Here is a 21,962-nt window from a genome sequence, read left to right as displayed (position 1 = left end):
CGTGGGCTCGGAGATGTGTATAAGAGACAGCTTCCACAATAAAGCGGGCCAGGTGCCCTTCTGGGAGCCAGTCGTCCATGGAAGGGGGCAGAAGATAATCAGTCTTGCGGTCAGTATCGAGGAAGTGGGCCATAAAATCACTCATCACATTGAATCGTAAGTAATTATACGATAATTTTAGGCAAAATGAAAGTCCGACAAGCTGCTAGGTGGTTCTGGTGGCGTCAGGAGCACCGTGTGAGGTTCAAAACCTTTGCCGAAAACGGCAAAAACAATTTTGTTCCAGTCTTTGATAAATATTTTTATGGGCATAATGCGATTACCTAATGCCGGATCAGCTAGGTAGACATGCTTTTTAGTCGTTTTCTCAAGGACGACAAAATGTTTGTAGCCCCCAAGATCCAAAAGAACAATAACGGGAATATGTATTTTTTCTAGTTCTGAGGGGGTGACGATATAGCCTTCACCTTTCAGCCCGATTTTGTCGACGTATTTTTTGAGATCAAGCATGGAAAAGCCAACTTTTTTGACTTCTGCCGGATTGCTCACGGTGAAAAGGCCCTTGATGACCTCCTCTTCGTCAACATTCTGACCAAATGCATATTTTAGGATGGTGGCCAAGGAAGCAGCCCCACAGGAAAAATCTGTATGTTGACGAACTACATGAATAAAATGCATGGCTATCATATTGGTGACGGGCATATGAATCACTCCAGCCCCAGGAATGATGCCGCCGAAGGCTGCTGCCCTGGCATCGTTACTTAGGGAGAGAGAACAGAAGGTCGCCACAATCAAGCTGGATAAAATTAATGGACGAATAGCGTCAGAACGCAACATAGCATCAGCCTCCTAATGAACTCTTGTAAACGCCACCCCCAGAGGGGGTGGCAAAGTCTTCATCAGTTATTGCGAGCTGGCAATTGCTAACGTATTGGTCTGTTGGTTACCGTTACCTGAAGCAACATTCAGGCTAATATTGCCCGTTGCACCAGTAAGTGTATAGCCGCTCACAGTGCTGTTGTAGTCAGAACAAGCGCTATTCCCACCATTGAAGTCAGCGACCTGTTCCACAGGCGCCGTAGCAGTGCCCATAGCCGCATTGGAAGCTACAGCCATGGCCAGCCCATTCTGCTGTTGGTTTTCTGCTCCAGCCGCGACATTAAGGGCAATGTTACCGCTGGCACCTTGCCCTGCATGACCGTTGATCGTTGCTGAATCCTGAACCCCAGTATCAGTGGGATCAAGATAGGTCATTTGTTGTCCCGCCGCAGCAACAGCTGTGGCCATGCTGCCCCCACCTGAACGGCTGATGGCGGTATTATTTGCCTGTTGATTGATGTCGCCTGATGCGATGTTGACGCCTACATTTCCTGATGCTCCAGTAAGAGCATTACCAGAAATGCTGGCGTTGTTGTCCAGGTCGGTTGAAATAACATATTGTGGATTGCTGGTTTCTGGAGCCGGAGCTGGGGCGCCTGTTAATCCCTGTAGGCTTCCGATTGCTGCATTGGCAGAGCCCTTCTTTACCGATGCAACGCTCAGGTTGTTACTCTGTTGATTACCCATTCCCGAAGCAATATTCGCCCCAACATTACCAGTCGCACCGCTCAGAGCATAACCTGACAGACCGGCATTGTTGGTCATATAGTAGTTTTCTAGGGAATACATTGAGGACATTTGCGAATTGGCCGAAGACGCATCCGCCATTCCATCTTTGCCGGAAACAATTGCCAATCCATTATGTTGCTGATTAAAAACTCCAGAGGCAATGTTGCTATTTATGTTGCCACTGGCTCCGCGCATTGCATTTCCAGAGAGCGAAGCATCATCTGAAGTATCACTAATCTGGGTGTCATAATTAAAATATGTGTCTTGGCTATTCGCTGCTACAGCATGCTGATTTTTCGTTCTCCCATTACTGCTGTCATTAGTAATGGCGGCAGCATTGCTTTGCTGATTCTGGAGGCCGGAAGCAACGTTCAGTGATAGGTTGCCAGAGGCATTTTGTAAAACACTGCCATCAACTGTTGCGGTAGTAGGTGAATCATATTTCATGCGCCCTACATTTAAGTGAGAGTTTTGCAAGCTATTGCTTACGGCTGAAGAGCTTGAGTCTGCAAAGGCCAGCGGAGAGAGGCAAAGAGCCGCAACAGCAATGGCAACAGGGCTTAACCTAGTCGAGATTTTCATGATATTCTCCTGAAGTGAAGTAGAACAGTAGTTGTAAGGTCTCTACTTACTAGTGAATCACCCCGGGCGCTATCCCGAGAGTGAAGCTGTTTGCCGAAGCATTGCCTGAACCAGCTACTTGATTGATTTGGGCAATGCCTTCAGCTCCCTTGAACGCTGTGGCACTAATGGACACAGAATTCAAATTCTTTAATTGCGACGTGGCTATTTGGTCGGGTTCAGAAGTTACACTCTGCGCCAGAATGCTGTTGTTAACAGGTTTATTGGCTCCCATTATGATACTAACGCTATTGGCCTGGGCATTAGCCACGCCGGCAGCCTGATTGATGGCAACAACGCCGTTGCTGTTTGCAAATGCACTACCACTAATCACACTGCTTGTCTGATTGTTATTGAAAGTTTGTTCGGGCAGCGCTACAGCGTTCATCGAATAGCTGGTGAGGGTCAGAAGCAATCCAACGAGTAACCCTGGCGTTATTGGTTTCATCCTCTTCACTCCTTGATGCAAAATCCTGTCACCGATTTGCAGTAATGCTGAGTATCTGCTGGTTATTTGCCCCACCCGTTTCAATAGTACTTTTCCCTTCCCCGGAGTGGGTTTCCATTTCGTCCCACAGAACGACGCTGTTATTATCGTGACTAACAGAAGGCAAATTGGCAGGAACACCCTTACCAGAAACCTCTGCTAGCATGTGGTTAGACAATGTGCCCGCGCTCCCGAGGATCCACGCCTGCTTACCGATTTTCAGAGTTGGGCTTTGAATATTGCTTTGTTGGATGAGTGAATACGTTGTTTGCAATCTGCCCGATTTATGCGCGGCACCTTCCGCTTGGGCAATACCTACAAAGAGTGAGCCGCATAACAAGCTAATCAATATTATTGAGCTCTTTGTTCTAAATGCTGTGCTCCAATCGGTTGCGTTCATATCAGCTGCACCAGTAAGAGAAGTTTTACTATCCGTTTAGCATTTATCGTACCTGAGTATAAAGTCTATAGTTATTAGTAGGTTAAATAATATTTCAAGGATGCTACCTAGTGTGTTTGTTATACGTCCGATACATCCTTGTAGGACTATTTGCGGAAAAGGCTCATTTTTTGTAAAAAACATAATGTAAACATGAGAAAAGCTTCATTCATCACGATTGTAATGTTTTTGTTACAGGCAATGCTCATGCGTTAGTGAATTTTGAACACAAAACCCGATTCATGGCGAGGAAGATGACAGGAGTGAATCACTGTAAACATACGGAGCTAACTCGGGCCACCCTATGGTGGCGCAAAACTGAGTAGCCGCGTTGGTGTCCCAGTTTTATGCCGCTTTGAGTGGCGCATGAACTAATGCTCCCGGCTTTACAAGGAGACATTTACTAATCTAATAGAGTGCCGGGGTACCACCACTTCTAGTCTTTATCAGACCTTCATCTGCCATCCTTTCGCCGTTAAACACGTTATGCCATTTTAATTTCTGCATGCAGCTAAAAAAACACCCTTGAGTCTTTCGCTCGAGGGTGTTTACGCATCATCCCACGCGGCGCGTCTCCATGGCGGTCAACGCAGGCACTTCTTCCGCCTGCTGATCTTCCTGCTGCACCGGAAAGAACTCTTCCACCACATCAATGCCCTCATCTTCCGTTTCTTCAAAGGCCCCGTTGCTGAGTCCCAATTTAGCTGCTGTTTCCAGAGCGTCCATGGATTCCATGGACTGATCCGCTTGTTCCCTGGCCTGCTTCAGCGCCTGTTGGGAGTTTATGCCGTCCCTTGTCGTAATGTCCACGTAGTAGACTGGTGCCCGATGGGACTGGGTGGTACTTTTTGCTCTGAGCTTCAGGGACAGCGGCAGATACCGTGCTCTGCCACCACTGACAGCGTTGAGATACTGTAAACGTGCTGCCAGTGTCCGGATAGAATTGTAGCCGGTAGTGCGGAACATGAAGCTGCCCAGATCATCCTCCTGTCCTTCAATCTGCACATTCAATCGCCCATAGGGTTTGCAGCCCAACTCTGCACCCAGCGCACAATTCTGGGGACCGGGACAGGTGATGGTTTTATATCCTTCCTGGGTGCTGCGTCTGGCCACTTCGCCATTTCCCACACAAAGCGGTCGTCCAGTTTTGCGATCAAACAAGCTGTATTCAGCCCGTAGATTCAGGTCCGGGTCATTGAAAAGCAGGTTAACCGGTATACTTCGGAGCTTCCCGCCTTCCTGTTGAGCCAGTAGTGTGTTGTGCAGGGGGTGCAGTATCCATTCGCCTTTGTGCTGTACCTGCGTAGTGATAGTAAAAGCATCATCCTTCTCGGGAAGACGCTTGCCGTTTTTCTCGACGACTTTGCCGATGGCGATCCGGCCTATGACCGGAGGGGTGATAGCGAGTCCTTTAATCATGATGGTTCTCCTGTTTGTAAGGTGAAGCGCCTGCTACCTGGTTTTTCTATCCAGTAGGGCGCAATGAGATCAGCCTGTTCCTGAGCCAGTCTTTTGGTGTCCAGAGTTCGGCTGGGTTTGCTACATTTCCAGAGGGCCTTGCCTTGGCTGAGCAAGGCACCTTCGGCATCGCCAATGGCTTCCTTGATGCGCTGTTCCAGTAACGCTTCCTGTTGCTCTGCCAATTTGCTGCGTTGTCTTGCGTCAATGAGAGCCTTGAATAGGGCATTCATTTCCGGCTTTTCACTGTAATCCACCAGCGTGGTGCTGTTCTGGGGATACAGAAGAGCCAAAGCACGGTGACTGGAATCAGAACCATCCGCTTCCGGTGGAGTATTGCGGACTACGTGGTTCCAGAAGACTGTTTCCAGTTCCAGCAGTTGCGTAATGCGGGTTTCATCCCGCTCTATACGGTAGATCCGGAATTCCTGACCACCGATCAGGACCGCGACATCAGCCCAACTTTTTCCCGTCACAGCCAGTTGATGCAGAACCTGGATTTGATAGGCCAAGGGAACACCTTCTTCCCATTGTCCCTGACTGCGTAGGCCTGCCGTTTTGATTTCCAGTATTCCGCCACCCTCCACAATCCGATCCAGATTGGCGAGCATGTATGGGTAGTCGGGATGCTGCAGGACGGCATTGACTCTACGTACTTTCTTGCCGGTTCTTTCGGCATAGACCTGCGCGACAATGGGTTCTAATGTGGTGCCCCAGAACACGACATCTTTACTGGATAAATCATCAGGTTCCTTTTTCCCAGTTTTTTCCAGCCACAATTCCAGCGGGGATTTGTAACGGGATACCCCAACCGCGACTGGGGCATCACTGCTGCCAATCCCCCGATTACGCCACTGGAGCCATTCTTCACGGCTCATGGCCTTGGTGGATACCAAACGGACTGCGCTCATAACAACCTCCACTTAAATTGAAAATGAAAAGACCCACAAAAATGCCCCTACCGGAGATCCCGGTAGGGGGTATGGGGTTTGTAAGAACTGCCGACAGAAAAATCCTTGTGGGTGAATCCTGAAAACTCAGGCCACAAGCTTTAACGCCTCCATCCAGGCTTTTTCCTTGATGCTGGCACCCTGACCAAACCAGGCTGAATCCAATCGGTTATCCCGACTGCGTGCCCGGCGGTGATGGTCCACATATTCCGTGACGGCATTGACCAATCCCCAGGCTGTACCTTCAGAAGAACTGAGGGTGCTGCCTTTACCCTGACCCGCATACAAATCAACGACGGCTTTCAAGGCTTTTTCATTGGGCTGTTCCGCTATGGGGGCATGGCGATCTCCCAGGACATTGATGAGATAGGCCGTTACATCAATGCGGTTGACCTTCCGGCTGGATAACGCCTTTGCCTGTTCTTCAAAAGTATCCCAAGCCGACGCACCCACACCCAAGGCATTCTTGACCACATCCGGATCAAACTGCGTGGAATGCGGAACCTTGATAGCACCGACACGATCATTGGTGGCCAGTTGCAGCGTGTTATTGCAGACCACCCGAACGGAAGTAAATTGGGCTGTTGTAGCCAGCGTGCCATCGCAGCTGGTGGCCAGCAGCAAATACCCTTTCACGCGGTCACCGCCCTTGAGTAGGGTTTCTTCCCCAGTTCTGGCAAGCGCCCAGAGCTTTTTACCGTCTTTAAGAACACCCGCCGTTTCCAGTTCAAAGCCACCCAGTGACACCAGATCCCGGTAGAATTCCAGAATCTCTTTCGGTTGGACTACCTTGTAACGGGGAGAGACTACCGATAAGGGAGCCAGCGTGTCCGACCGATACAGCACCTTGGCGTCAGGGTTGGGATGCACATTGAAATTGCTGCCGTTCCCCACCCGAAAGAGTACGTCCGTGGTTTTGATCTCCCAATCCATGCCAGCCGCTTCCAGCCAAACTTCCAAGGGCTGTTTATCGGGTAACCGATTCCCCAAACCGTGCCAGGGGGTTTCCCGTACAAAAGCCATGTTCTCAACTAAATGTGCCATGATGATCTCCTTAAATGCGTTCCAATAAATGTTCCAGCACTTGCAGCGCCAGTTTCAACCAGAAGCGCAACGCGCATAAAAAACCCATGATATAGCCCTCAGTAAAATGAGCATTATTGCTCCATGCTTCTTATACCAAGGAACCGGATATTCTTCTAAATAGAAGCGGATAAAGCTGACACGCTAAAATTACAGGGAGATAAAAGGAAGGTTGGAATAATCTTCCACGAAGCTCAAAAAGCGCAGGGTGACCATACTAAAATTGCTCTGCAATACCACGAAGCTCACAGTTGAAATCGTGGCCCTTGATTAACCTTTATTGATATGGAGTTAAATATGACGATTACAGAAACACCCAACGAACTGCATCAATTGGTGCATAAGCTCGGAGGACCCACCTTTGTGGCCCGAGAGCTGAAGATATCAGTATCCACCTTGCATGGCTGGATGAAGCAGGGGCAAGTCCCCAACATGCAGAAGTGGATAGAACTCAAAGAACTGGAAAAACGTATGCAGGAGGTTTTGAAATGAGTTATGAATATGACGATAGCTTGGACTATGAAATTTATCAGCTTTCAGATGTTGACAGAAATGTCTGGAGTGGGGTAAACACTTTCTATTCTAAAATGATAGAAAGTGAAGATCGTAATTTCTTGTGTCAAACTAGAGAGTGGTGGGAAGCGTTCTCACCCCATGCTGTAGTTAAAAACAACCAAACCGAAACTTATCACGTTGTTAATTGGCTTGGAGAAACAATGCATGAAGAAGGTTTGATTGGTGATGAATCAGAGACTGGCTGGATAATAACTGGAATAGAATCTTTAGATTTTAAAGTGCCTCCTGATTTTTTCCTTCTCACATTGGATGGCAAGTTTCTGGGGCGTTATGATATCGAAGATCAGTGGTTGCTATACAACGAGGAGGATGCTCCATGGCTTAGCAAGGAATATGCAGAAAGTTATATTAAGCGCTGGAAATTGTTGGTACTGGCCTGGAAGGCTAAGCTTCATAATGAAAAGTGCGCCAAGCTCATTTTTATTCTTGATTGAGCCTAACTGGGATGTAAATTTGGTATTCAATAAGTAGGATGTTGCATCAACTATCACATGGTAGTACTGGGTTGGACTGCAAACGTCTACTATGCGTCTACCAGCAATGAAAAAGGCACTTGGGAAAAATCCTAAGCGCCTGTTTTTATGGTGCCGTTGAGGGGAATCGAACCTCTGACCTACTGATTACGAATCAGTTGCTCTACCGACTGAGCTACAACGGCGTGGGCGCGATTGTACCTGTCATGGGGCAGCGCGACAAGAATCCACCCCGTACCCGCCCCATCGTGAAAATTACTCCGGTTCGTCTGCAATCAATTCCCGTCGATGTATGTAAAAACCTTTCAAATAGCTGCTTTCGGGCACAGCGGGATGGATGGGATGATCCATGTCCTGGGTGCCTTCGCCGATAATGGCGTAATCGCCTCTTTGCGCCCCAAAGGCAATCTGGCCGAGCAGCGTCTCGCGGTTGAGATGATGGGAGCAGGAGGCCGTGAACAGAATTCCGCCCGGCGCGAGCAGGCGCATGGCCAGATCATTGAAGCGTCGGTAGGCAATACTGCCTTCCTTGAAATCCTTTTTGGATTTGATCAATGCCGGGGGGTCGAGGACGATCAAATCAAACTGCTCACCACGGTCCCGAAGTCGGGCCAAAGCTTCCATGGCGTCATCGTGCATGATGCGAATAGGGGCTACCGCATTGCGCCGGGCATTTTCTTCCAGCAGGGCCAGAGCGGGTGCCGAGCTGTCTACTGCGGTGACTTCAAGCGCTCCGGCCTTGGCCAAGGGAATGCTGAAAGCGCCGAGATAGGCAAAGCAATCCAGAACGCGCCTACCGGGGGCATAACTCAGCAGGCGACGACGATTGGCGCGATGGTCGTAAAACCATCCGGTTTTTTGACCGCCGCGCGGATCCATCTCAAATAAGCAATCATTCTCCCAAATCTGCAGACGCTCCGGGACCTGTCCGAATAGAACCTCTACCCGATCTTCCAAACCTTCCAGACGCCGCGCCGTGCCGCCCGCTTTTAATAGTATGCCCGTGGGGTGTAAAAGTGCTTGCAGGGCGTTGGCAACCAGGGCGATGTCCCGATCCATACCCAGGCTGCCAGGCTGTATGACCAAGGTATCTTCATAGCGATCAATAATCAGGCCGGGCAGGCCATCTCCCTCGCCATGCACCAATCGGTAAAAAGGCGCGGAAAACAATTTTTCACGCATGCGCAACGCCTGGTGCAAGCGTTCCTGATAAAATGCTTCATTAATCAGTAGGTGGGGATCACGGCTGAGGAGGCGCCCGCAAAGGAGGGTGTGCGGATTGATATGCGCCAGGCCGATGGCTTTACCCTGGGCATCTTCTATTCTGCAGATACTGCCGGGGATCATTCCATGCAGAGGCGTTTTGGTGACGTCGACTTCGTTGCTGTAAATCCAGAGATGACCGGCACGCAAACGGCGGTCTTCCTTGGGGCGCAAGCGCAGAACAGGGTAATGGTGGGTGGCAGACATGATCAAAACCTATAGGAAAAGGAAAGTTGCCCCGGCATTTCGGGGGCGGGTAAGGTCCTGCATTTTACAGGTATTTCGTTGATCCGTATATTGAGCGCGCCGTGTATTTTATCCGGCGCCGTCCAAAGCCCGCCACTCAGGAGATTCTCTGTGCCTATAGTCGATAATATTCGTGCCATTCGTTGGGAAGACCAGCAGCTTTGCCTGCTCGATCAGCGCTTGTTACCACAACAGGAAATCTGGTTGCAGCTGGGTGACTATCGCGAGGTGGCTGTGGCCATTACGCAAATGGTAGTACGCGGGGCACCGGCTATTGGCGTGACGGCGGCTTATGCCATGGCATTGGCTGTGCAGGAAATGCGGCAATTTTCTGACTGGCAGCAGCGTTTGGCAGGAGCAGCAGCGGAAATCAAGGCGGCGCGGCCCACCGCCGTCAATTTAGCCTGGGCAACAGATCGTCAATTAAAGCTGGCGCAAGGTGAAAGGGCTGTTGACCGGGCTGCGGCATTATTGCTGCAGGCCGCCCATGACTTGCTGGAACAGGACATCGCCGACAATCAACAGATGGGTCGCCATGGCGCCGCCTTGTTGCCCGAGCAGGGCGGCATCCTCACGCACTGCAATACCGGGAGTCTGGCCACGGGGGGCTATGGTACGGCGCTGGGCGTCATCCGGGCGGGCATTTCTGCCGGAAAACAACTGCAGGTGTATGCCGACGAAACCCGGCCCTGGTTGCAAGGTGCGCGCCTGACCGCCTGGGAACTCCAGAAGGACGGCATTCCCTTTCACCTGAATGCGGATAGTGCAGCGGCTTATCTCATGCAGCAGGGGCTTATTCAGGCAGTGATCGTGGGCGCTGACCGGATTGCCGCCAATGGTGATGCAGCCAATAAAATCGGAACCTATAGTCTCGCAGTATTGGCGCAATATCATCAGATTCCCTTTTATGTGGCAGCGCCCTTAAGTACGGTAGATTTCGCCATGCCCGCCGGAGAAGGAATCATTATTGAAGAGCGTCCGGACAGCGAAGTCCGGCAGTGTGCGGGTCATGATGTGGCTCCAGCGGGTGTTAAAGTGCGGAATCCGGCTTTTGATGTCACCCCCGCTGCTCTCATCACGGCGATTATTACCGAAAAAGGGGTGGCCCGGCCGGACTACCTGCACAGTCTTGCCAATCTGCGTGGCTGAAACATGCAGACAGCATCCTGTTGTGGCATAATGCCGCGTTAAAATAATCAAGGATATCCGGTCTCCAGATGATAGAGTTCGCCAAAGAAACCATTCCCGTCAGTCTCGAAAAGGAAATGCGCCAGTCCTACCTCGATTACGCCATGAGTGTAATTGTCGGGCGGGCGCTTCCTGATGCCCGCGATGGCCTGAAACCAGTACATCGTCGGGTGCTTTTTGCCATGCACGAGATGAATAACGACTGGAACAAGCCCTACAAAAAATCTGCCCGCGTGGTGGGTGATGTCATTGGTAAATATCATCCGCACGGAGATACTGCCGTATATGACACCATGGTGCGCATGGCTCAGGACTTTTCCATGCGCTATCCCCTTATTGACGGGCAGGGTAACTTTGGTTCGGTAGATGGTGATAGTCCGGCGGCCATGCGTTATACCGAAGTGCGCATGTCGCGCATTGCCCATGAAATGCTCGCCGATCTGGAAAAAGAAACGGTGGATTTTGGCCCCAATTACGACGAGAAAGAATGGGAACCGCTGGTCATGCCAGCACGGATCCCAAACCTGCTCATCAACGGTTCGGCCGGGATTGCGGTGGGTATGGCCACCAACATCCCCCCCCACAACCTGACGGAAATCATCAATGCCTGTCTGGCCTTGGTGGATGATCCGCAGACCTCTGATGAAGCTTTGTTCGATCTGGTGCCTGCACCCGATTTCCCGACTGCCGGCTACATTCTTGGCCGGGCTGGCAGTATTGAAGCATACCGCAGTGGTCGTGGCCGCGTAGTCATGCGTGCGCGTAGCGAATTTGAAACGGACAAAAAAACCAATCGGCAGAGCATTATTGTTACGGAATTGCCCTATCAGGTGAACAAGGCCCGCCTGATTGAACGCATTGCCGAAATGGTCAAGGAAAAGCGTCTGGAAGGCATCAGTGACCTGCGCGATGAGTCGGATAAGTCAGGTATGCGCATTGCCATTGAGCTAAAGCGCGATGCCAATGCCGATGTGGTGCTCAATAATCTGTTCCAGCATACGGCCATGCAAAGCGTTTTTAATATCAACATGGTGGCTTTGCTCGACGGCGCGCCCCGGACTTTGGGTTTACGTGAACTGCTTGATGCCTTCATTCAGCATCGTCGGGAAGTAGTAACCCGCCGCACCATTTTTGAACTGAAAAAAGCCCGTGATCGTGCCCATATTCTGGAAGGTCTGGCGGTGGCTCTGGTCAACCTCGATCCGCTCATCAGTCTGATTCGCGCAGCGGCCAATCCAGCCGAGGCCAAGGCCAAAATGCTGGAGCGGGTTTGGGAGCCGGGGATGGTGGCTTCCCTGCTTACCGAGCGTGGCGAACCCTCTGACGGGATGCAGGCTGATGGTTATCACCTTTCCGAAACCCAGGCACAGGCCATTCTCGACTTGCGTCTGCATCGGCTGACCGGTCTGGAGCAGGATAAAATCCGTGATGAGTACCTGGGTTTGCTGGATCGCATTAAGGAATTACTGGAGATTCTCGGGTCCCATGTGCGCTTGATGGAAGTCATTCGCGAAGAGCTGGTCGCCATTCTTGATCAGTACGGTGATGTCCGACGGAGTGAAATTGTGGCCGATACCGGCGATATTTCCAATGAAGATCTCATTGCCGAAGAAGAAATGGTGGTGACCTTCACCCATGCCGGTTACATCAAAGCCCAACCGGTCACCGTATTTAATGCCCAGCGTCGCGGTGGTAAGGGAAAAATGGCGACGACCACCAAGGAAGAAGACTTCGTGGAGCGGATGTTCTGCGCTTCTACCCATGCCTACTGCCTGTTTTTCAGTAACCTCGGCAAGGTGTTCTGGCAAAAAATTTATCAGTTACCCCAGGCGGGTCGCGGTGCCAAGGGCAAGCCGATTGTAAATCTGCTGTCGCTGGCTCCCACCGAACATATTACTGCGGTGTTGGCGGTGCGCGATTTTACGGAAGGACAATTTGTGTGCATGGTGACTGCCCATGGGGTCGTCAAAAAAACCCCGGTCATGGATTATTCCCGACCGCGCAGTCAGGGTATTAACGCCATCAATCTCGATGATGGAGATCGTCTGGTGAGCGTCTGCCTCTCCGATGGGCAACGCGAAGTCATGCTCTTTACCCGTCACGGCATGGCGGTCCGTTTCCCGGAAGAAAAGGTCCGGGCCATGGGGCGTAATACCCGGGGTGTACGTGGCATTAATCTGGCAGAAAACGATCGGGTGATTTCTGCGGAACTGGTCGATGCGAATCAGATCGTACTGACAGCAACAGCCAATGGTTATGGCAAGCTCACCACGGTCGAGGAATATCGACGGACCAATCGCGGCGGTAAAGGGGTCATCGCCATTCAGACCAATGAACGCAACGGGAATGTGGTTGGTGCACTGGCCGTGGCAGAACGGGACGAGTTGATGTTGGTCTCCGACCACGGCACCCTGATTCGAATTGCGGTGGACAGCATCCGGCGCACGGGTCGTAATGCCCAGGGGGTGCGTTTGATTAACTTGGGCGAAGGCGAACAACTTGCCGGTTTGGCGCTTATTGCAGAGACAGATGAAGAGGAGGGGGAGCAGTCCGAACTGCCCCAGGAATAAATCATGAATCAGCCGGTATATAATTTTGGTGCGGGTCCTGCCATGTTGCCGCCTGCGGTGCTGGAGCAAGTGCAGGCGGAACTGCTGGATTGGCATGGTCGTGGTATTTCCGTCATGGAAATGAGCCATCGTGGTGCGGACTACATGCAGATTATTGCGGAAGCCGAGCAGGATCTCCGTGATCTCATGAACATCCCGGAAAATTACAAGGTCCTGTTTCTGCAAGGTGGTGCCACCCTCCAGTTTGCCATGGTTCCGATCAATTTGTTACGTGGGCATCACAAGGCCAGCTATGTGCAGACCGGCATCTGGTCAGAAAAAGCCTTGAATGAGGCGCGGCGTTTTGCTGAGGTGGAGGTTTCTGCGAGTAATGCCGATCGTCAGGCCCGTCTGGTACCGCCCCAGTCCGAATGGCAGGTCAGCAAAGACACTGCTTATGTGCATATTGCCGGCAATGAAACCATTGGTGGCGTGGAATTCGACTTTGTTCCAGAGTTGGGAGACATTCCGCTGGTCAGCGATGCTTCTTCCCATATTTTATCGCGCCCCGTGGATGTCAGCCGGTTCGGGCTGATTTATGCGGGTGCCCAGAAAAATATTGGTCCGGCTGGCTTGACCCTGGTCATTGTGCGTGAAGACTTGCTGGGACAGGCCCCGGCCAATACGCCCACCATGCTGGATTATGCCGTGCAGGCCAAAGAAGGTTCCATGCACAATACCCCGCCCACATTTGCCATTTATATGGCCGGTCTGGTGTTCAAATGGTTAAAAAAGACCGGTGGTCTGCAGGCTATGGCCGAACGCAATGCGCGCAAGGCGGAATTGCTGTATCAGTCCATAGACGGATCAGCGGGTTTTTATACCAATCCGATTGAACCGCGTAACCGGTCCTGGATGAATGTGCCCTTTACCCTGAAAAATGCCAATCTGGACAAGGTATTCCTGCAGGAAGCCGAGCTTCAGCACCTGCTGCAGCTCAAAGGTCATCGTCTGTTGGGTGGAATGCGCGCATCCATTTATAATGCCATGCCCGAGACCGGTGTGCAGGCGTTGGTGGATTTCATGCGGGACTTTGCCCGCAAGCACAACTAGGAGCGTTGCTTTTGAAAACATCCCCGCGCAGCCTGGTGGAATTGCGTGCCGCCATTGATCAGGTCGATGGCAAAATTCTGGCGTTACTGAGCGAGCGGGGCCAACTGGCCCACGCCGTGGGTGAACTCAAGCGCGCCGAGGGCGAAAGCCGTTTTTATCATCCTGATCGTGAGGCGGAAATCCTGCGACGGATCATGCAGGAAAATCCCGGACCTTTTACAGATGCCCAGGTGGCCAGCATTTATCGGGAGATTATTTCGGCAGGACTGGCTCAGGAAGAAACCCTGCAAGTCGCTTATCTGGGGCCGACAGGGACATTCTCGCAGATGGCCGCACAAAAACATTTCGGCCGTTCAGCATCTTTTCAACCGACGGCCAGTATCCCTGAAATTTTCCGGATGGTGGATGGCGGGCAGGCACAATTTGGCGTGGTTCCGGTGGAAAACAGTACGGAAGGTTCCGTCAACCTGACGCTGGATTTGTTACTGGATTATCCCCTGCAAATTTGCGGGGAAGTACAGTTACGCATTGTCCATAATCTGGTGGCTAATATTCCCATGGAACAAATCCGCAAGGTTTACGTGCATTACCAGACCCGCGCCCAGTGTCGACAATGGTTGGCTATGCATATGCCCCAGGTGGAACTGGTGGATGTTCCCAGTAATGGGGTAGCCGCAGAACGGGCAGTCCAGGATCCGCAAAGCGCTGCCATTTCAACCACTGTAGCTGCCGAAACTTATGCCCTGAATATCCTGCAGGCAGGCATTGAAGACAACCCGGAAAACACCACCCGTTTTCTGGTCATCGGAAAAATTTTTACGCGTCCCACTGGTCAGGATAAAACCAGCCTGGTGGTGGCGGGCATTAATCGGCCGGGAAGTCTCCACGCGCTCCTGTCGCCTCTGGCCGATGCGCATATCAGCCTGACCCGCATAGAATCCCGTCCCGCGCGTTCGGCGGTCTGGGAATACGTTTTTTATCTGGATTTGTTGGGACATTGTCAGGATTCCGACTTAACTCCGGTTCTCGATGCCCTTGCGGCACAGTCTTCTTTTTATCGTTGTCTGGGAAGTTATCCCAAGGCGGTTTTTTAATGGCACTGAATTTTCTGGAGTACGCAGCTCCGGGTGTGGCGGATTTGCGTCCCTATCAACCCGGCAAACCTCTGGCTGAACTGGAACGCGAACTGGGCATTCGCGACGCCATCAAACTGGCTTCCAATGAAAATCCCCTGGGTCCCAGTCCGTTGGCGCTGGCGGCAATACGTGACGCATTGCCCGATCTGGCTCTTTATCCAGAAGGTGGCGCCCCGGAACTGCGGGCGCGCCTTGCGCAAATGCATGACCTGGATCCCCGGCAATTTATTTTTGGAAATGGTTCGGATCAGGTTATTGAAATGGCGGTCCGTGCCTTTGCCGGGCCAGGGACGGAAGTGATTGTGTCGCAATATGCTTTTGCCGCTTATGCCATTGCTGCACAGGCCAGTGGTGCGACGGTACGAACCGCGCCTGCTCGCAATTACGGACATGATCTGGATGCCATGACGGCCTTGCTCAGCGAGCGGACGCGGCTGGTATTTATCGCCAATCCCAATAATCCAACCGGCACGCAATTGTCCGGCGCAGCCCTGGAAACCTTTATTGATAGTGTTCCGGCGCATGCCCTGGTAGTTCTCGACGAGGCCTATCTGGAACTGATGGACGACGACAATTATCCCGATGGTCGCCAATGGCTGGGACGTTTCAGCAATTTGCTGGTAACCCGGACTTTTTCCAAGGCTTATGGCTTGGCCGGCCTGCGCTGTGGTTATGGAATGGGGCATCCGGACCTGATTGCCGTGCTTGAACGCGTCCGTCAGCCTTTCAATATCAACAGCCTGGCGCAGGTAGCTGCGCATGCCGCCCTGCTTGATACCCGGCATCTGGAGGCAACGCGCGTCAACAATCGCCAGGAAAGACAGGTTCTGGCGGAGGGGTTGGATAAATTTGGATTGACAATTCTCCCCCCTGCAGGCAATTTTACTGCCTTCGCCGTACCGGGAGGAGGGCAGAGCGTGTATGTGGCGTTGTTACAGCGTGGTGTGATCGTGCGCCCCCTCAGCCCCTACGGCATGCCGGATCATCTGCGGGTGAGTGTGGGCCTGCCGGTGGAAAATCAACGTTTTCTGAAAATGCTGGGCGAGGTCCTGTAATCCCATGATCGTCATCGTCAAACCACAAGCAAGCGCAGAGCAGATGGAACAGCTGCTTGAGCGGATTCGCCAATTCGGCCTGCAGCCTATGGTCAGTACTGGCTCGGAACGGACCGTGGTGGGTCTGCTGGGCGACGAACGCTTGTTGCCGGAAGGCGCCCTGGAATCCTTACCCGCAGTGGAACAGGTTATGCCCATTCTCAAACCCTATAAGTTGGTCAGTCGTGAATTCAAGTCCACCGATACCATCGTTGAGGTGCGGGGAATTCCCTTTGGTGGTAAACAAATCCAGATTATTGCCGGCCCCTGTTCCGTAGAAACGCCGGAACAGATGCGCAGTGCTGCAGAGGCCGTGAAAGCCGCTGGATGCCGTCTGATGCGCGGTGGTGCTTTCAAGCCGCGTACCAGCCCATATACCTTTCAGGGTGTTGGTGATGAGGGCCTGGACTATTTCCGGACGGCTGCTGATGCAGTGGGCCTGCCTATTGTTACCGAATTGATGGATGTCCGAAAAATCGACCTTTTTCTGGAAAAAGGTGTGGATATTATTCAGATTGGTACCCGCAACATGCAGAATTTTGATCTGCTCAAGGAAGTGGGGCGTCTGGATGTGCCGGTCATTCTCAAACGGGGCCTAAGCGCCACGGTCAAAGAATGGTTGATGGCAGCGGAATATATCGCCGCCCATGGTAATCACAAAATCATTTTTGCCGAGCGGGGCATCCGTACTTTCGAGACTTCCTACCGGAATGTGCTGGATGTCACGGCTATTCCGGTACTCAAGAAGGAAACCCACCTGCCAGTGATCGTCGATCCCAGCCACGCTGGTGGTAAGTCCTGGCTGGTTCCGGCACTTTCCAAAGCTGCCATTGCCGCTGGAGCCGATGGCTTGCTGGTGGAATCTCATCCCTGTCCTGAAGAAGCCTGGTGTGATGCCGATCAGGCACTCAGTCCTCAGCAGTTGATGACCTTGATGGATGATTTGCATAAAGTTGCAGCGGCCATAGGGCGCGAACTGTAAGATGCCGGAGATTCCCTTTCAGCGGGTGGCCATAGTGGGCCTCGGGCTGATGGGTGGCAGTGTTGCCAAGGCCTTGCGCGCTGTGGGGTATGAGGGTCAAATTCATGCCGCGTTGCCCAGTGCCGCTGCCGTAGCCGCTCTGCGGTCCAGTGCAGAACCTTGGCGGATTGAACTGGGTCATCAATTGCCGGAGGTATTGGTGGATGCCGATCTGATCCTGCTGGCCACTCCGCCCAAAGTCTTACTGTCCCAGCTGCCAGAGGTTGCGCGCTGGGCAGACCCTGCTGCGGTAATAACTGATCTGGCCAGTACCAAAAATACTATTGCCTGCCGGGCTACGGAAATTTTCGGGGCGCGCTTTGTACCGGGTCATCCGGTGGTCGGCAGTGAAATGACTGGCTTTCCGGCGGCGCGTGAAGACTTGTATCGTGCTGCACAAGTGGTTCTTACGCCACTGACAGGCCGGACGGATGAGCTGGCGCTGGACAAAGTCCGGCAGTTCTGGATGGCCTTGGGTGCCGGGGTGCAGGAAATGTCGCCCCAGGCTCACGATGCAGCGCTGGCAGCTACCAGTCACCTGCCGCATTTGTTGGCATATATCTATTTGGCCGGACTGGCGCCGCAGTTTCCCGGTCTGGAAAATCTGGCGGGTGGCGGTTTGCGAGATTTCTCGCGCATTGTCGATTCAAACCCCGCACTTTGGGCCGACATTCTGCAGGAAAACCAGCAGGCAGTCCGTCAGCAACTACAACAGTTCCAGGATAACCTGCGTCTGGTGGAACAATTGCTGACGGACGAAGCGATACCTGATCTGCAGACCTGGCTGGAGCGTGGCAAAACGGTTCGCCAACAATTTCATTTTCCACCGGTGCTTTCTGAATGATTACCCGCTACCTCGTCAAACCTGGCAATGCGCTCAAAGGCCGCTTCCCTGTTCCGGGAGATAAGTCCATTTCCCATCGCTCCGTCATTCTCGGTGCCCTTGCCGAAAACGTGACCGAAGTAGAAGGGCTCCTGGAGGGCGAAGACGTACTGGCAACCATTGCGGCATTTCGGGCCATGGGGGTCCAGATGGAAGGACCGGTAAATGGCTACCTGCGCATTCATGGAGTGGGTCTGCATGGCCTGAAAGCACCGCAAGTCCCGCTGGATTGTGGTAACTCCGGCACGGCCATGCGTCTCCTGTCCGGAGTGTTGGCCGGGCAGGCTTTTGCCAGCACCCTGGTGGGTGATTCGAGTTTGCAGAAGCGCCCCATGGGTCGGGTTTTGAAACCACTTACGGCCATGGGTGCGGATATTCAGTCGCAAGACGGTAAAGCGCCCCTGCATATTCACGGCAAGCCCTTGCAGGGATTGCATTATGAGATGCCGGTTGCCAGTGCCCAGGTGAAATCCGCTGTATTATTGGCGGGTCTATATGCCCGGGGCGAAACCTGCGTCACTGAACCGGCACCTACCCGGGATCATAGTGAACGCATGTTGAAAGGTTTCGGCTATGCGGTATCCCGACAGGAAAATCGGGCCTGCCTGGAGGGTGGCGGTCAGCTCACCGGGCAACGCATCCAGGTACCCGGCGATATTTCTTCGGCAGCTTTTTTTCTGTTGGGTGCCAGTATTACCCCGGGTTCGGATCTGCTGCTTGAAGGAGTAGGCATTAATCCTACTCGCACCGGAATCATTGAAATCCTCACCCGGATGGGGGCGCGGATTGATTTGACGGCCCTGCGCGAAATTGGCGGTGAGCCGGTGGCGGATATCCGGGTACGTTATGCCCCACTGCAAGGCATTGAGGTTCCACCCCATTTGGTGCCTTTGGCCATTGATGAATTTCCGGCCCTGTTTATTGCCGCCGCCTGTGCGAAAACGCCTACTACCATTTCGGGGGCTGAAGAATTGCGGGTCAAGGAAAGTGACCGTATTGCCGTGATGGCGGCCGGTTTGCGCGCTCTGGGTGTTGCAGTGGAAGAGCAGCCTGACGGGGCGGTGATTACGCCTTCGACGCTCTGTGGTGGGCAGGTCGATAGTCATGGCGATCATCGCATTGCCATGGCTTTTGCCATGGCCGGGCAGGTAGCCTCCGGAGATGTTGAAATATTGGATTGTGCCAACGTCGCCACCTCTTTTCCCGGTTTTCCGGCGCTGGCGCGTCAGGCAGGGTTGCGCCTGGAGGTTCTTAACGCATGAGCCGGATTCCTGTGGTGACGCTGGATGGGCCGGGCGGCGTTGGTAAAGGGACATTGGGACGCATGCTGGCGCATGATCTCGGCTGGCACTTGCTGGATAGCGGGGCTATTTATCGTGCCCTGGCGCTGGCGGCAGATCGATCAGGAATCGCAAAAGATGATGAAGCCGGCCTGGTTCGGCTGGCGCTGGAATTGCCCTTGCGCTTCCGGGGGGATGGCAACCAGACCCTGGTGCTGCTGCACGATGAACCGGTGGACGAGGCTATTCGTACCCCACAGATCAGCGCACTGACTTCGCAAATTGCTGTTATCCCAGCCCTGCGTACGGCTTTGTTGCAGCGGCAAAGAGACTTTGCCCGGGCCCCGGGTCTGGTGGCCGATGGTCGGGATATGGGTACGGTGGTTTTCCCGGAAGCGGTGCTGAAAGTTTTTTTGACCGCCAGTGCCGAAGAACGCGGTAAAAGACGCCTCAATCAGTTGATGGAACAGGGGATTAGTGCTAATCTCGCGAGCGTTGTGGCGGAAATTGCAGAACGGGATGCCCGGGATCAACAACGCAGTGTCGCGCCGCTCCGGCCCGCTGCGGATGCCCGAGTTTTGGATACCAGTGCGCAAACAGTCGTCGAAACCTATACGGTCTTGCAGGCGTGGGTAAAAACCGCGTTGCAGGAGAATTAAAACCGCCATTGATTTGGCATTGAGCTGTAATCAAAAGGGACACCTGCGGTGCTCCCGGTACATGAGGCCTATTGAAATTTATGACCACCCCTAACGCTGAAATGCTTGTTGAACCCAGTTTTGCCGAGATGTTTGAAGAAAGCCAGAGTACCCAGGGACTGAAGCCTGGTGAGTTGCTCACCGGCATCGTCACCCGCGTGGATAATGATTTTGTCATCGTCGACGTCGGCCTTAAATCCGAAGGACCCATTCCTGCCGAGCAGTTTCGCAACGCCGAAGGTGAAATCGAAGTCAAGGTCGGTGACTCGGTGGAAGTCTGTCTGGAACTGGTCGAAGATGGTATGGGTGAAACCCGTCTTTCGCGTGAAAAAGCCCGTCGTGCCAAGACCTGGGTCGACCTGGAAAAATCCTTCAATGACAATGAAGTGGTACATGGCTTCCTGACCGGTAAGGTCAAGGGTGGTTTCACCGTCAGCATTGATGGTGTCCGTGCCTTCCTGCCAGGTTCACTGGTGGATGTCCGTCCGGTGCGTGATGTGGCTTATCTCGAAGGCAAAGATCTCGAGATGAAAATCATCAAGCTGGATCGCAAGCGTAACAACGTGGTGGTGTCGCGCCGCGCCGTGGTTGAGCAGGAACAAAGCGCTGAACGTGGGGTGTTGCTGGAAAGCATCCAGGAAGGTGCCATCCTCGACGGTGTGGTGAAGAATCTCACCGATTACGGCGCATTTATTGATCTGGGCGGCATTGATGGTCTGCTGCATATCACGGATATGGGTTGGCGTCGCGTCAAACATCCCAGCGAAGTGGTTACCGTTGGCGGCGAAGTGCGTGTCCTGGTCCTCAAGTTCGACCGCGAAAGGGGCCGTATTTCTCTGGGCATGAAGCAGTTGGGTGAAGACCCGTGGCGTGACATTGCCCGTCGTTATCCCGAATCCACCCGCATTTTCGGTAAGGTCACCAATGTCACCGATTATGGTGCCTTCGTTGAAATCGAAGAAGGCGTGGAAGGTTTGGTGCACGTTTCCGAAATCGACTGGACCAACAAGAATATTAATCCGGCCAAGGCCCTGCATGTCAGTCAGGAAGTGGAGGTGATGATTCTTGATATTGACGAAGAGCGCCGCCGTATTTCTCTGGGTATCAAACAGTGTCTGCCTAATCCATGGGATGATTTTGCCCAGAACTTCCAGAAAGGCGATCGGGTCTCCGGCCAGATCAAGAGCATCACCGACTTTGGTGTATTTGTGGGTCTGGATGGTGGAATTGACGGCCTGATTCATCTTTCCGACCTGGCCTGGGATCGTACCGGTGAAGAAGCTGTGCGTGATTTCAAGAAAGGCGATACGCTGGAAGCTGTGGTGCTCAGCATTGATCCGGAACGTGAACGTATCAGTCTTGGCATCAAGCAGATGGAAACGGATCCTTTCATTCAGTTTGTCGTCGCCAATGAAAAGGGCGCGCTGGTAGAAGGTGAAGTCATTTCCGTAGACGGTCGTGGCGCGGAAATTCGCCTGGGTGAAGGGGTTGAAGGCCACCTGCCGCAGCGTGAGTTGAACAAGGGCCAGACCCTGGCTGCGGGTGACAAGATTGAGGTGGCCATTGCCGCCGTAGATCGTAAAAACCGCACCTTGACCCTGAGTACCAAGGCGCGTGATGTGGCCGTAGCTCCAAGTGCTGAAGAACAGGCGGCTGCTACCCAGCAGTATGCCCGCAGCGCGGCAACAGGTACCACCAGTCTGGGTGACCTGATTAAAGAGCAACTCAAGCGCAAGCAGGAAGAAGAGGGTTAATCGCGAAACGGCTCCCGGGATGCCCTTATTGAGTGTCCGGGG

The 21,962-nt window shown here is 52.9% G+C and carries 20 protein-coding genes and 1 tRNA gene; 12 read left to right on the top strand and 9 right to left on the bottom strand.

All coding sequences use genetic code 11. The annotated features are described in order from the left end of the window. Positions 1–177: 177 nt before the first annotated feature. From H7F08_RS04270 to H7F08_RS04240, 7 genes are all read right to left on the bottom strand, one after another. Positions 178–837: a C39 family peptidase gene (locus tag H7F08_RS04270; RefSeq protein ID WP_193639952.1), complete on the bottom strand. Its 660-nt coding sequence runs from the start codon at positions 835–837 to the stop codon at positions 178–180. 66 nt (positions 838–903) lie between these two features. Continuing rightward, complete coding sequence (locus tag H7F08_RS04265; protein ID WP_140391055.1) at positions 904–2,190, bottom strand: hypothetical protein; 1,287 nt, start codon at positions 2,188–2,190, stop codon at positions 904–906. Between the two features lie 49 nt (positions 2,191–2,239). Beyond that, complete coding sequence (locus H7F08_RS04260; RefSeq protein ID WP_051690683.1) at positions 2,240–2,677, bottom strand: hypothetical protein; 438 nt, start codon at positions 2,675–2,677, stop codon at positions 2,240–2,242. A gap of 28 nt (positions 2,678–2,705) precedes the next feature. Continuing rightward, on the bottom strand, positions 2,706–3,116 hold the full coding sequence (locus H7F08_RS04255; RefSeq protein ID WP_081577270.1) for a hypothetical protein: 411 nt from the start codon (positions 3,114–3,116) through the stop codon (positions 2,706–2,708). Positions 3,117–3,710: 594 nt separating this feature from the next. Continuing rightward, on the bottom strand, positions 3,711–4,574 hold the full coding sequence (locus H7F08_RS04250) for a hypothetical protein (protein WP_193639951.1): 864 nt from the start codon (positions 4,572–4,574) through the stop codon (positions 3,711–3,713). Then, complete coding sequence (locus tag H7F08_RS04245) at positions 4,571–5,524, bottom strand: YqaJ viral recombinase family protein (protein ID WP_193639950.1); 954 nt, start codon at positions 5,522–5,524, stop codon at positions 4,571–4,573. The genes H7F08_RS04250 and H7F08_RS04245 overlap by 4 nt, the downstream gene beginning before the upstream one ends. Positions 5,525–5,650: 126 nt before the next feature. Then, on the bottom strand, positions 5,651–6,607 hold the full coding sequence (locus tag H7F08_RS04240) for a DUF932 domain-containing protein (RefSeq protein WP_193639949.1): 957 nt from the start codon (positions 6,605–6,607) through the stop codon (positions 5,651–5,653). 336 nt (positions 6,608–6,943) lie between these two features. Between H7F08_RS04240 and H7F08_RS04235 the strand changes: the two genes are divergently transcribed. Both H7F08_RS04235 and H7F08_RS04230 read left to right on the top strand, forming a co-directional pair. Then, entirely contained in the window at positions 6,944–7,138 is a 195-nt protein-coding gene (locus tag H7F08_RS04235) for a hypothetical protein (RefSeq protein WP_193639948.1), read from the top strand. After that, complete coding sequence (locus H7F08_RS04230) at positions 7,135–7,656, top strand: hypothetical protein (RefSeq protein WP_193639947.1); 522 nt, start codon at positions 7,135–7,137, stop codon at positions 7,654–7,656. Before H7F08_RS04235 ends, H7F08_RS04230 begins: the two co-directional genes overlap by 4 nt. A 148-nt stretch (positions 7,657–7,804) precedes the next feature. Here the strand turns inward: H7F08_RS04230 and H7F08_RS04225 are convergent. Both H7F08_RS04225 and H7F08_RS04220 read right to left on the bottom strand, forming a co-directional pair. Further along, positions 7,805–7,880 (bottom strand) — tRNA-Thr (locus tag H7F08_RS04225). A 70-nt stretch (positions 7,881–7,950) separates the two neighbouring features. Beyond that, the gene (locus tag H7F08_RS04220) at positions 7,951–9,165 is read right to left on the bottom strand and encodes a class I SAM-dependent rRNA methyltransferase (RefSeq protein ID WP_193639946.1); all 1,215 of its coding nucleotides are present in this window, start codon (positions 9,163–9,165) and stop codon (positions 7,951–7,953) included. Between the two features lie 150 nt (positions 9,166–9,315). Here H7F08_RS04220 and mtnA point away from each other — a divergent pair, with 150 nt between their 5' ends. From mtnA to rpsA, 10 genes are all read left to right on the top strand, one after another. Next, complete coding sequence (gene mtnA, locus H7F08_RS04215; protein WP_031568446.1) at positions 9,316–10,353, top strand: S-methyl-5-thioribose-1-phosphate isomerase; 1,038 nt, start codon at positions 9,316–9,318, stop codon at positions 10,351–10,353. Positions 10,354–10,421: 68 nt separating this feature from the next. After that, a complete protein-coding gene (gene gyrA, locus H7F08_RS04210; protein ID WP_031568447.1) occupies positions 10,422–12,962 on the top strand; it encodes a DNA gyrase subunit A in 2,541 nt (846 codons plus the stop codon). Positions 12,963–12,965: 3 nt separating this feature from the next. Beyond that, on the top strand, positions 12,966–14,054 hold the full coding sequence (gene serC, locus H7F08_RS04205; protein ID WP_031568449.1) for a 3-phosphoserine/phosphohydroxythreonine transaminase: 1,089 nt from the start codon (positions 12,966–12,968) through the stop codon (positions 14,052–14,054). Between the two features lie 11 nt (positions 14,055–14,065). Further along, the gene (pheA, locus tag H7F08_RS04200) at positions 14,066–15,148 is read left to right on the top strand and encodes a prephenate dehydratase (protein ID WP_031568452.1); all 1,083 of its coding nucleotides are present in this window, start codon (positions 14,066–14,068) and stop codon (positions 15,146–15,148) included. Further along, positions 15,148–16,245 carry a histidinol-phosphate transaminase gene (gene hisC, locus H7F08_RS04195; RefSeq protein WP_031568454.1) on the top strand — a complete coding sequence of 366 codons (1,098 nt, stop codon included), beginning with the start codon at positions 15,148–15,150 and terminating at the stop codon, positions 16,243–16,245. The genes pheA and hisC overlap by 1 nt, the downstream gene beginning before the upstream one ends. A 4-nt stretch (positions 16,246–16,249) precedes the next feature. Next, the gene (gene aroF, locus H7F08_RS04190) at positions 16,250–17,266 is read left to right on the top strand and encodes a 3-deoxy-7-phosphoheptulonate synthase (RefSeq protein WP_010638097.1); all 1,017 of its coding nucleotides are present in this window, start codon (positions 16,250–16,252) and stop codon (positions 17,264–17,266) included. A 1-nt stretch (position 17,267) separates the two neighbouring features. Beyond that, positions 17,268–18,149 carry a prephenate dehydrogenase gene (locus tag H7F08_RS04185; RefSeq protein ID WP_031568459.1) on the top strand — a complete coding sequence of 294 codons (882 nt, stop codon included), beginning with the start codon at positions 17,268–17,270 and terminating at the stop codon, positions 18,147–18,149. Next, positions 18,149–19,450, top strand: a complete 1,302-nt coding sequence (aroA, locus tag H7F08_RS04180; RefSeq protein WP_193639956.1) for a 3-phosphoshikimate 1-carboxyvinyltransferase — start codon at positions 18,149–18,151, stop codon at positions 19,448–19,450. The genes H7F08_RS04185 and aroA overlap by 1 nt, the downstream gene beginning before the upstream one ends. Beyond that, positions 19,447–20,127 (top strand): (d)CMP kinase, encoded by a 681-nt coding sequence (gene cmk, locus H7F08_RS04175; protein ID WP_031568464.1) that lies wholly within the window; start codon positions 19,447–19,449, stop codon positions 20,125–20,127. Before aroA ends, cmk begins: the two co-directional genes overlap by 4 nt. An 80-nt stretch (positions 20,128–20,207) precedes the next feature. Further along, positions 20,208–21,920 (top strand): 30S ribosomal protein S1, encoded by a 1,713-nt coding sequence (gene rpsA / locus H7F08_RS04170; RefSeq protein WP_010638104.1) that lies wholly within the window; start codon positions 20,208–20,210, stop codon positions 21,918–21,920. Positions 21,921–21,962: the final 42 nt, after the last annotated feature.

Origin of the sequence: Acidithiobacillus sp. HP-11 (assembly GCF_015100075.1) — a bacterium.
Taxonomy (GTDB): domain Bacteria; phylum Pseudomonadota; class Gammaproteobacteria; order Acidithiobacillales; family Acidithiobacillaceae; genus Acidithiobacillus; species Acidithiobacillus thiooxidans.
Note: the sequence above shows the minus strand (reverse complement) of the source record. Positions and strands in the feature narration are given on the sequence as shown.

Excerpts from the sequence above, each read along its gene's own strand:
- H7F08_RS04270 (WP_193639952.1), bottom strand. The coding sequence starts at position 837 with ATGTTGCGTTCTGACGCTATTCGTCCATTAATTTTATCCAGCTTGATT.
- H7F08_RS04265 (WP_140391055.1), bottom strand. The coding sequence starts at position 2,190 with ATGAAAATCTCGACTAGGTTAAGCCCTGTTGCCATTGCTGTTGCGGCT.
- H7F08_RS04260 (WP_051690683.1), bottom strand. The coding sequence starts at position 2,677 with ATGAAACCAATAACGCCAGGGTTACTCGTTGGATTGCTTCTGACCCTC.
- H7F08_RS04255 (WP_081577270.1), bottom strand. The coding sequence starts at position 3,116 with ATGAACGCAACCGATTGGAGCACAGCATTTAGAACAAAGAGCTCAATA.
- H7F08_RS04250 (WP_193639951.1), bottom strand. The coding sequence starts at position 4,574 with ATGATTAAAGGACTCGCTATCACCCCTCCGGTCATAGGCCGGATCGCC.
- H7F08_RS04245 (WP_193639950.1), bottom strand. The coding sequence starts at position 5,524 with ATGAGCGCAGTCCGTTTGGTATCCACCAAGGCCATGAGCCGTGAAGAA.
- H7F08_RS04240 (WP_193639949.1), bottom strand. The coding sequence starts at position 6,607 with ATGGCACATTTAGTTGAGAACATGGCTTTTGTACGGGAAACCCCCTGG.
- H7F08_RS04235 (WP_193639948.1), top strand. The coding sequence starts at position 6,944 with ATGACGATTACAGAAACACCCAACGAACTGCATCAATTGGTGCATAAG.
- H7F08_RS04230 (WP_193639947.1), top strand. The coding sequence starts at position 7,135 with ATGAGTTATGAATATGACGATAGCTTGGACTATGAAATTTATCAGCTT.
- H7F08_RS04220 (WP_193639946.1), bottom strand. The coding sequence starts at position 9,165 with ATGTCTGCCACCCACCATTACCCTGTTCTGCGCTTGCGCCCCAAGGAA.
- gyrA (WP_031568447.1), top strand. The coding sequence starts at position 10,422 with ATGATAGAGTTCGCCAAAGAAACCATTCCCGTCAGTCTCGAAAAGGAA.
- serC (WP_031568449.1), top strand. The coding sequence starts at position 12,966 with ATGAATCAGCCGGTATATAATTTTGGTGCGGGTCCTGCCATGTTGCCG.
- hisC (WP_031568454.1), top strand. The coding sequence starts at position 15,148 with ATGGCACTGAATTTTCTGGAGTACGCAGCTCCGGGTGTGGCGGATTTG.
- aroF (WP_010638097.1), top strand. The coding sequence starts at position 16,250 with ATGATCGTCATCGTCAAACCACAAGCAAGCGCAGAGCAGATGGAACAG.
- H7F08_RS04185 (WP_031568459.1), top strand. The coding sequence starts at position 17,268 with ATGCCGGAGATTCCCTTTCAGCGGGTGGCCATAGTGGGCCTCGGGCTG.
- cmk (WP_031568464.1), top strand. The coding sequence starts at position 19,447 with ATGAGCCGGATTCCTGTGGTGACGCTGGATGGGCCGGGCGGCGTTGGT.
- rpsA (WP_010638104.1), top strand. The coding sequence starts at position 20,208 with ATGACCACCCCTAACGCTGAAATGCTTGTTGAACCCAGTTTTGCCGAG.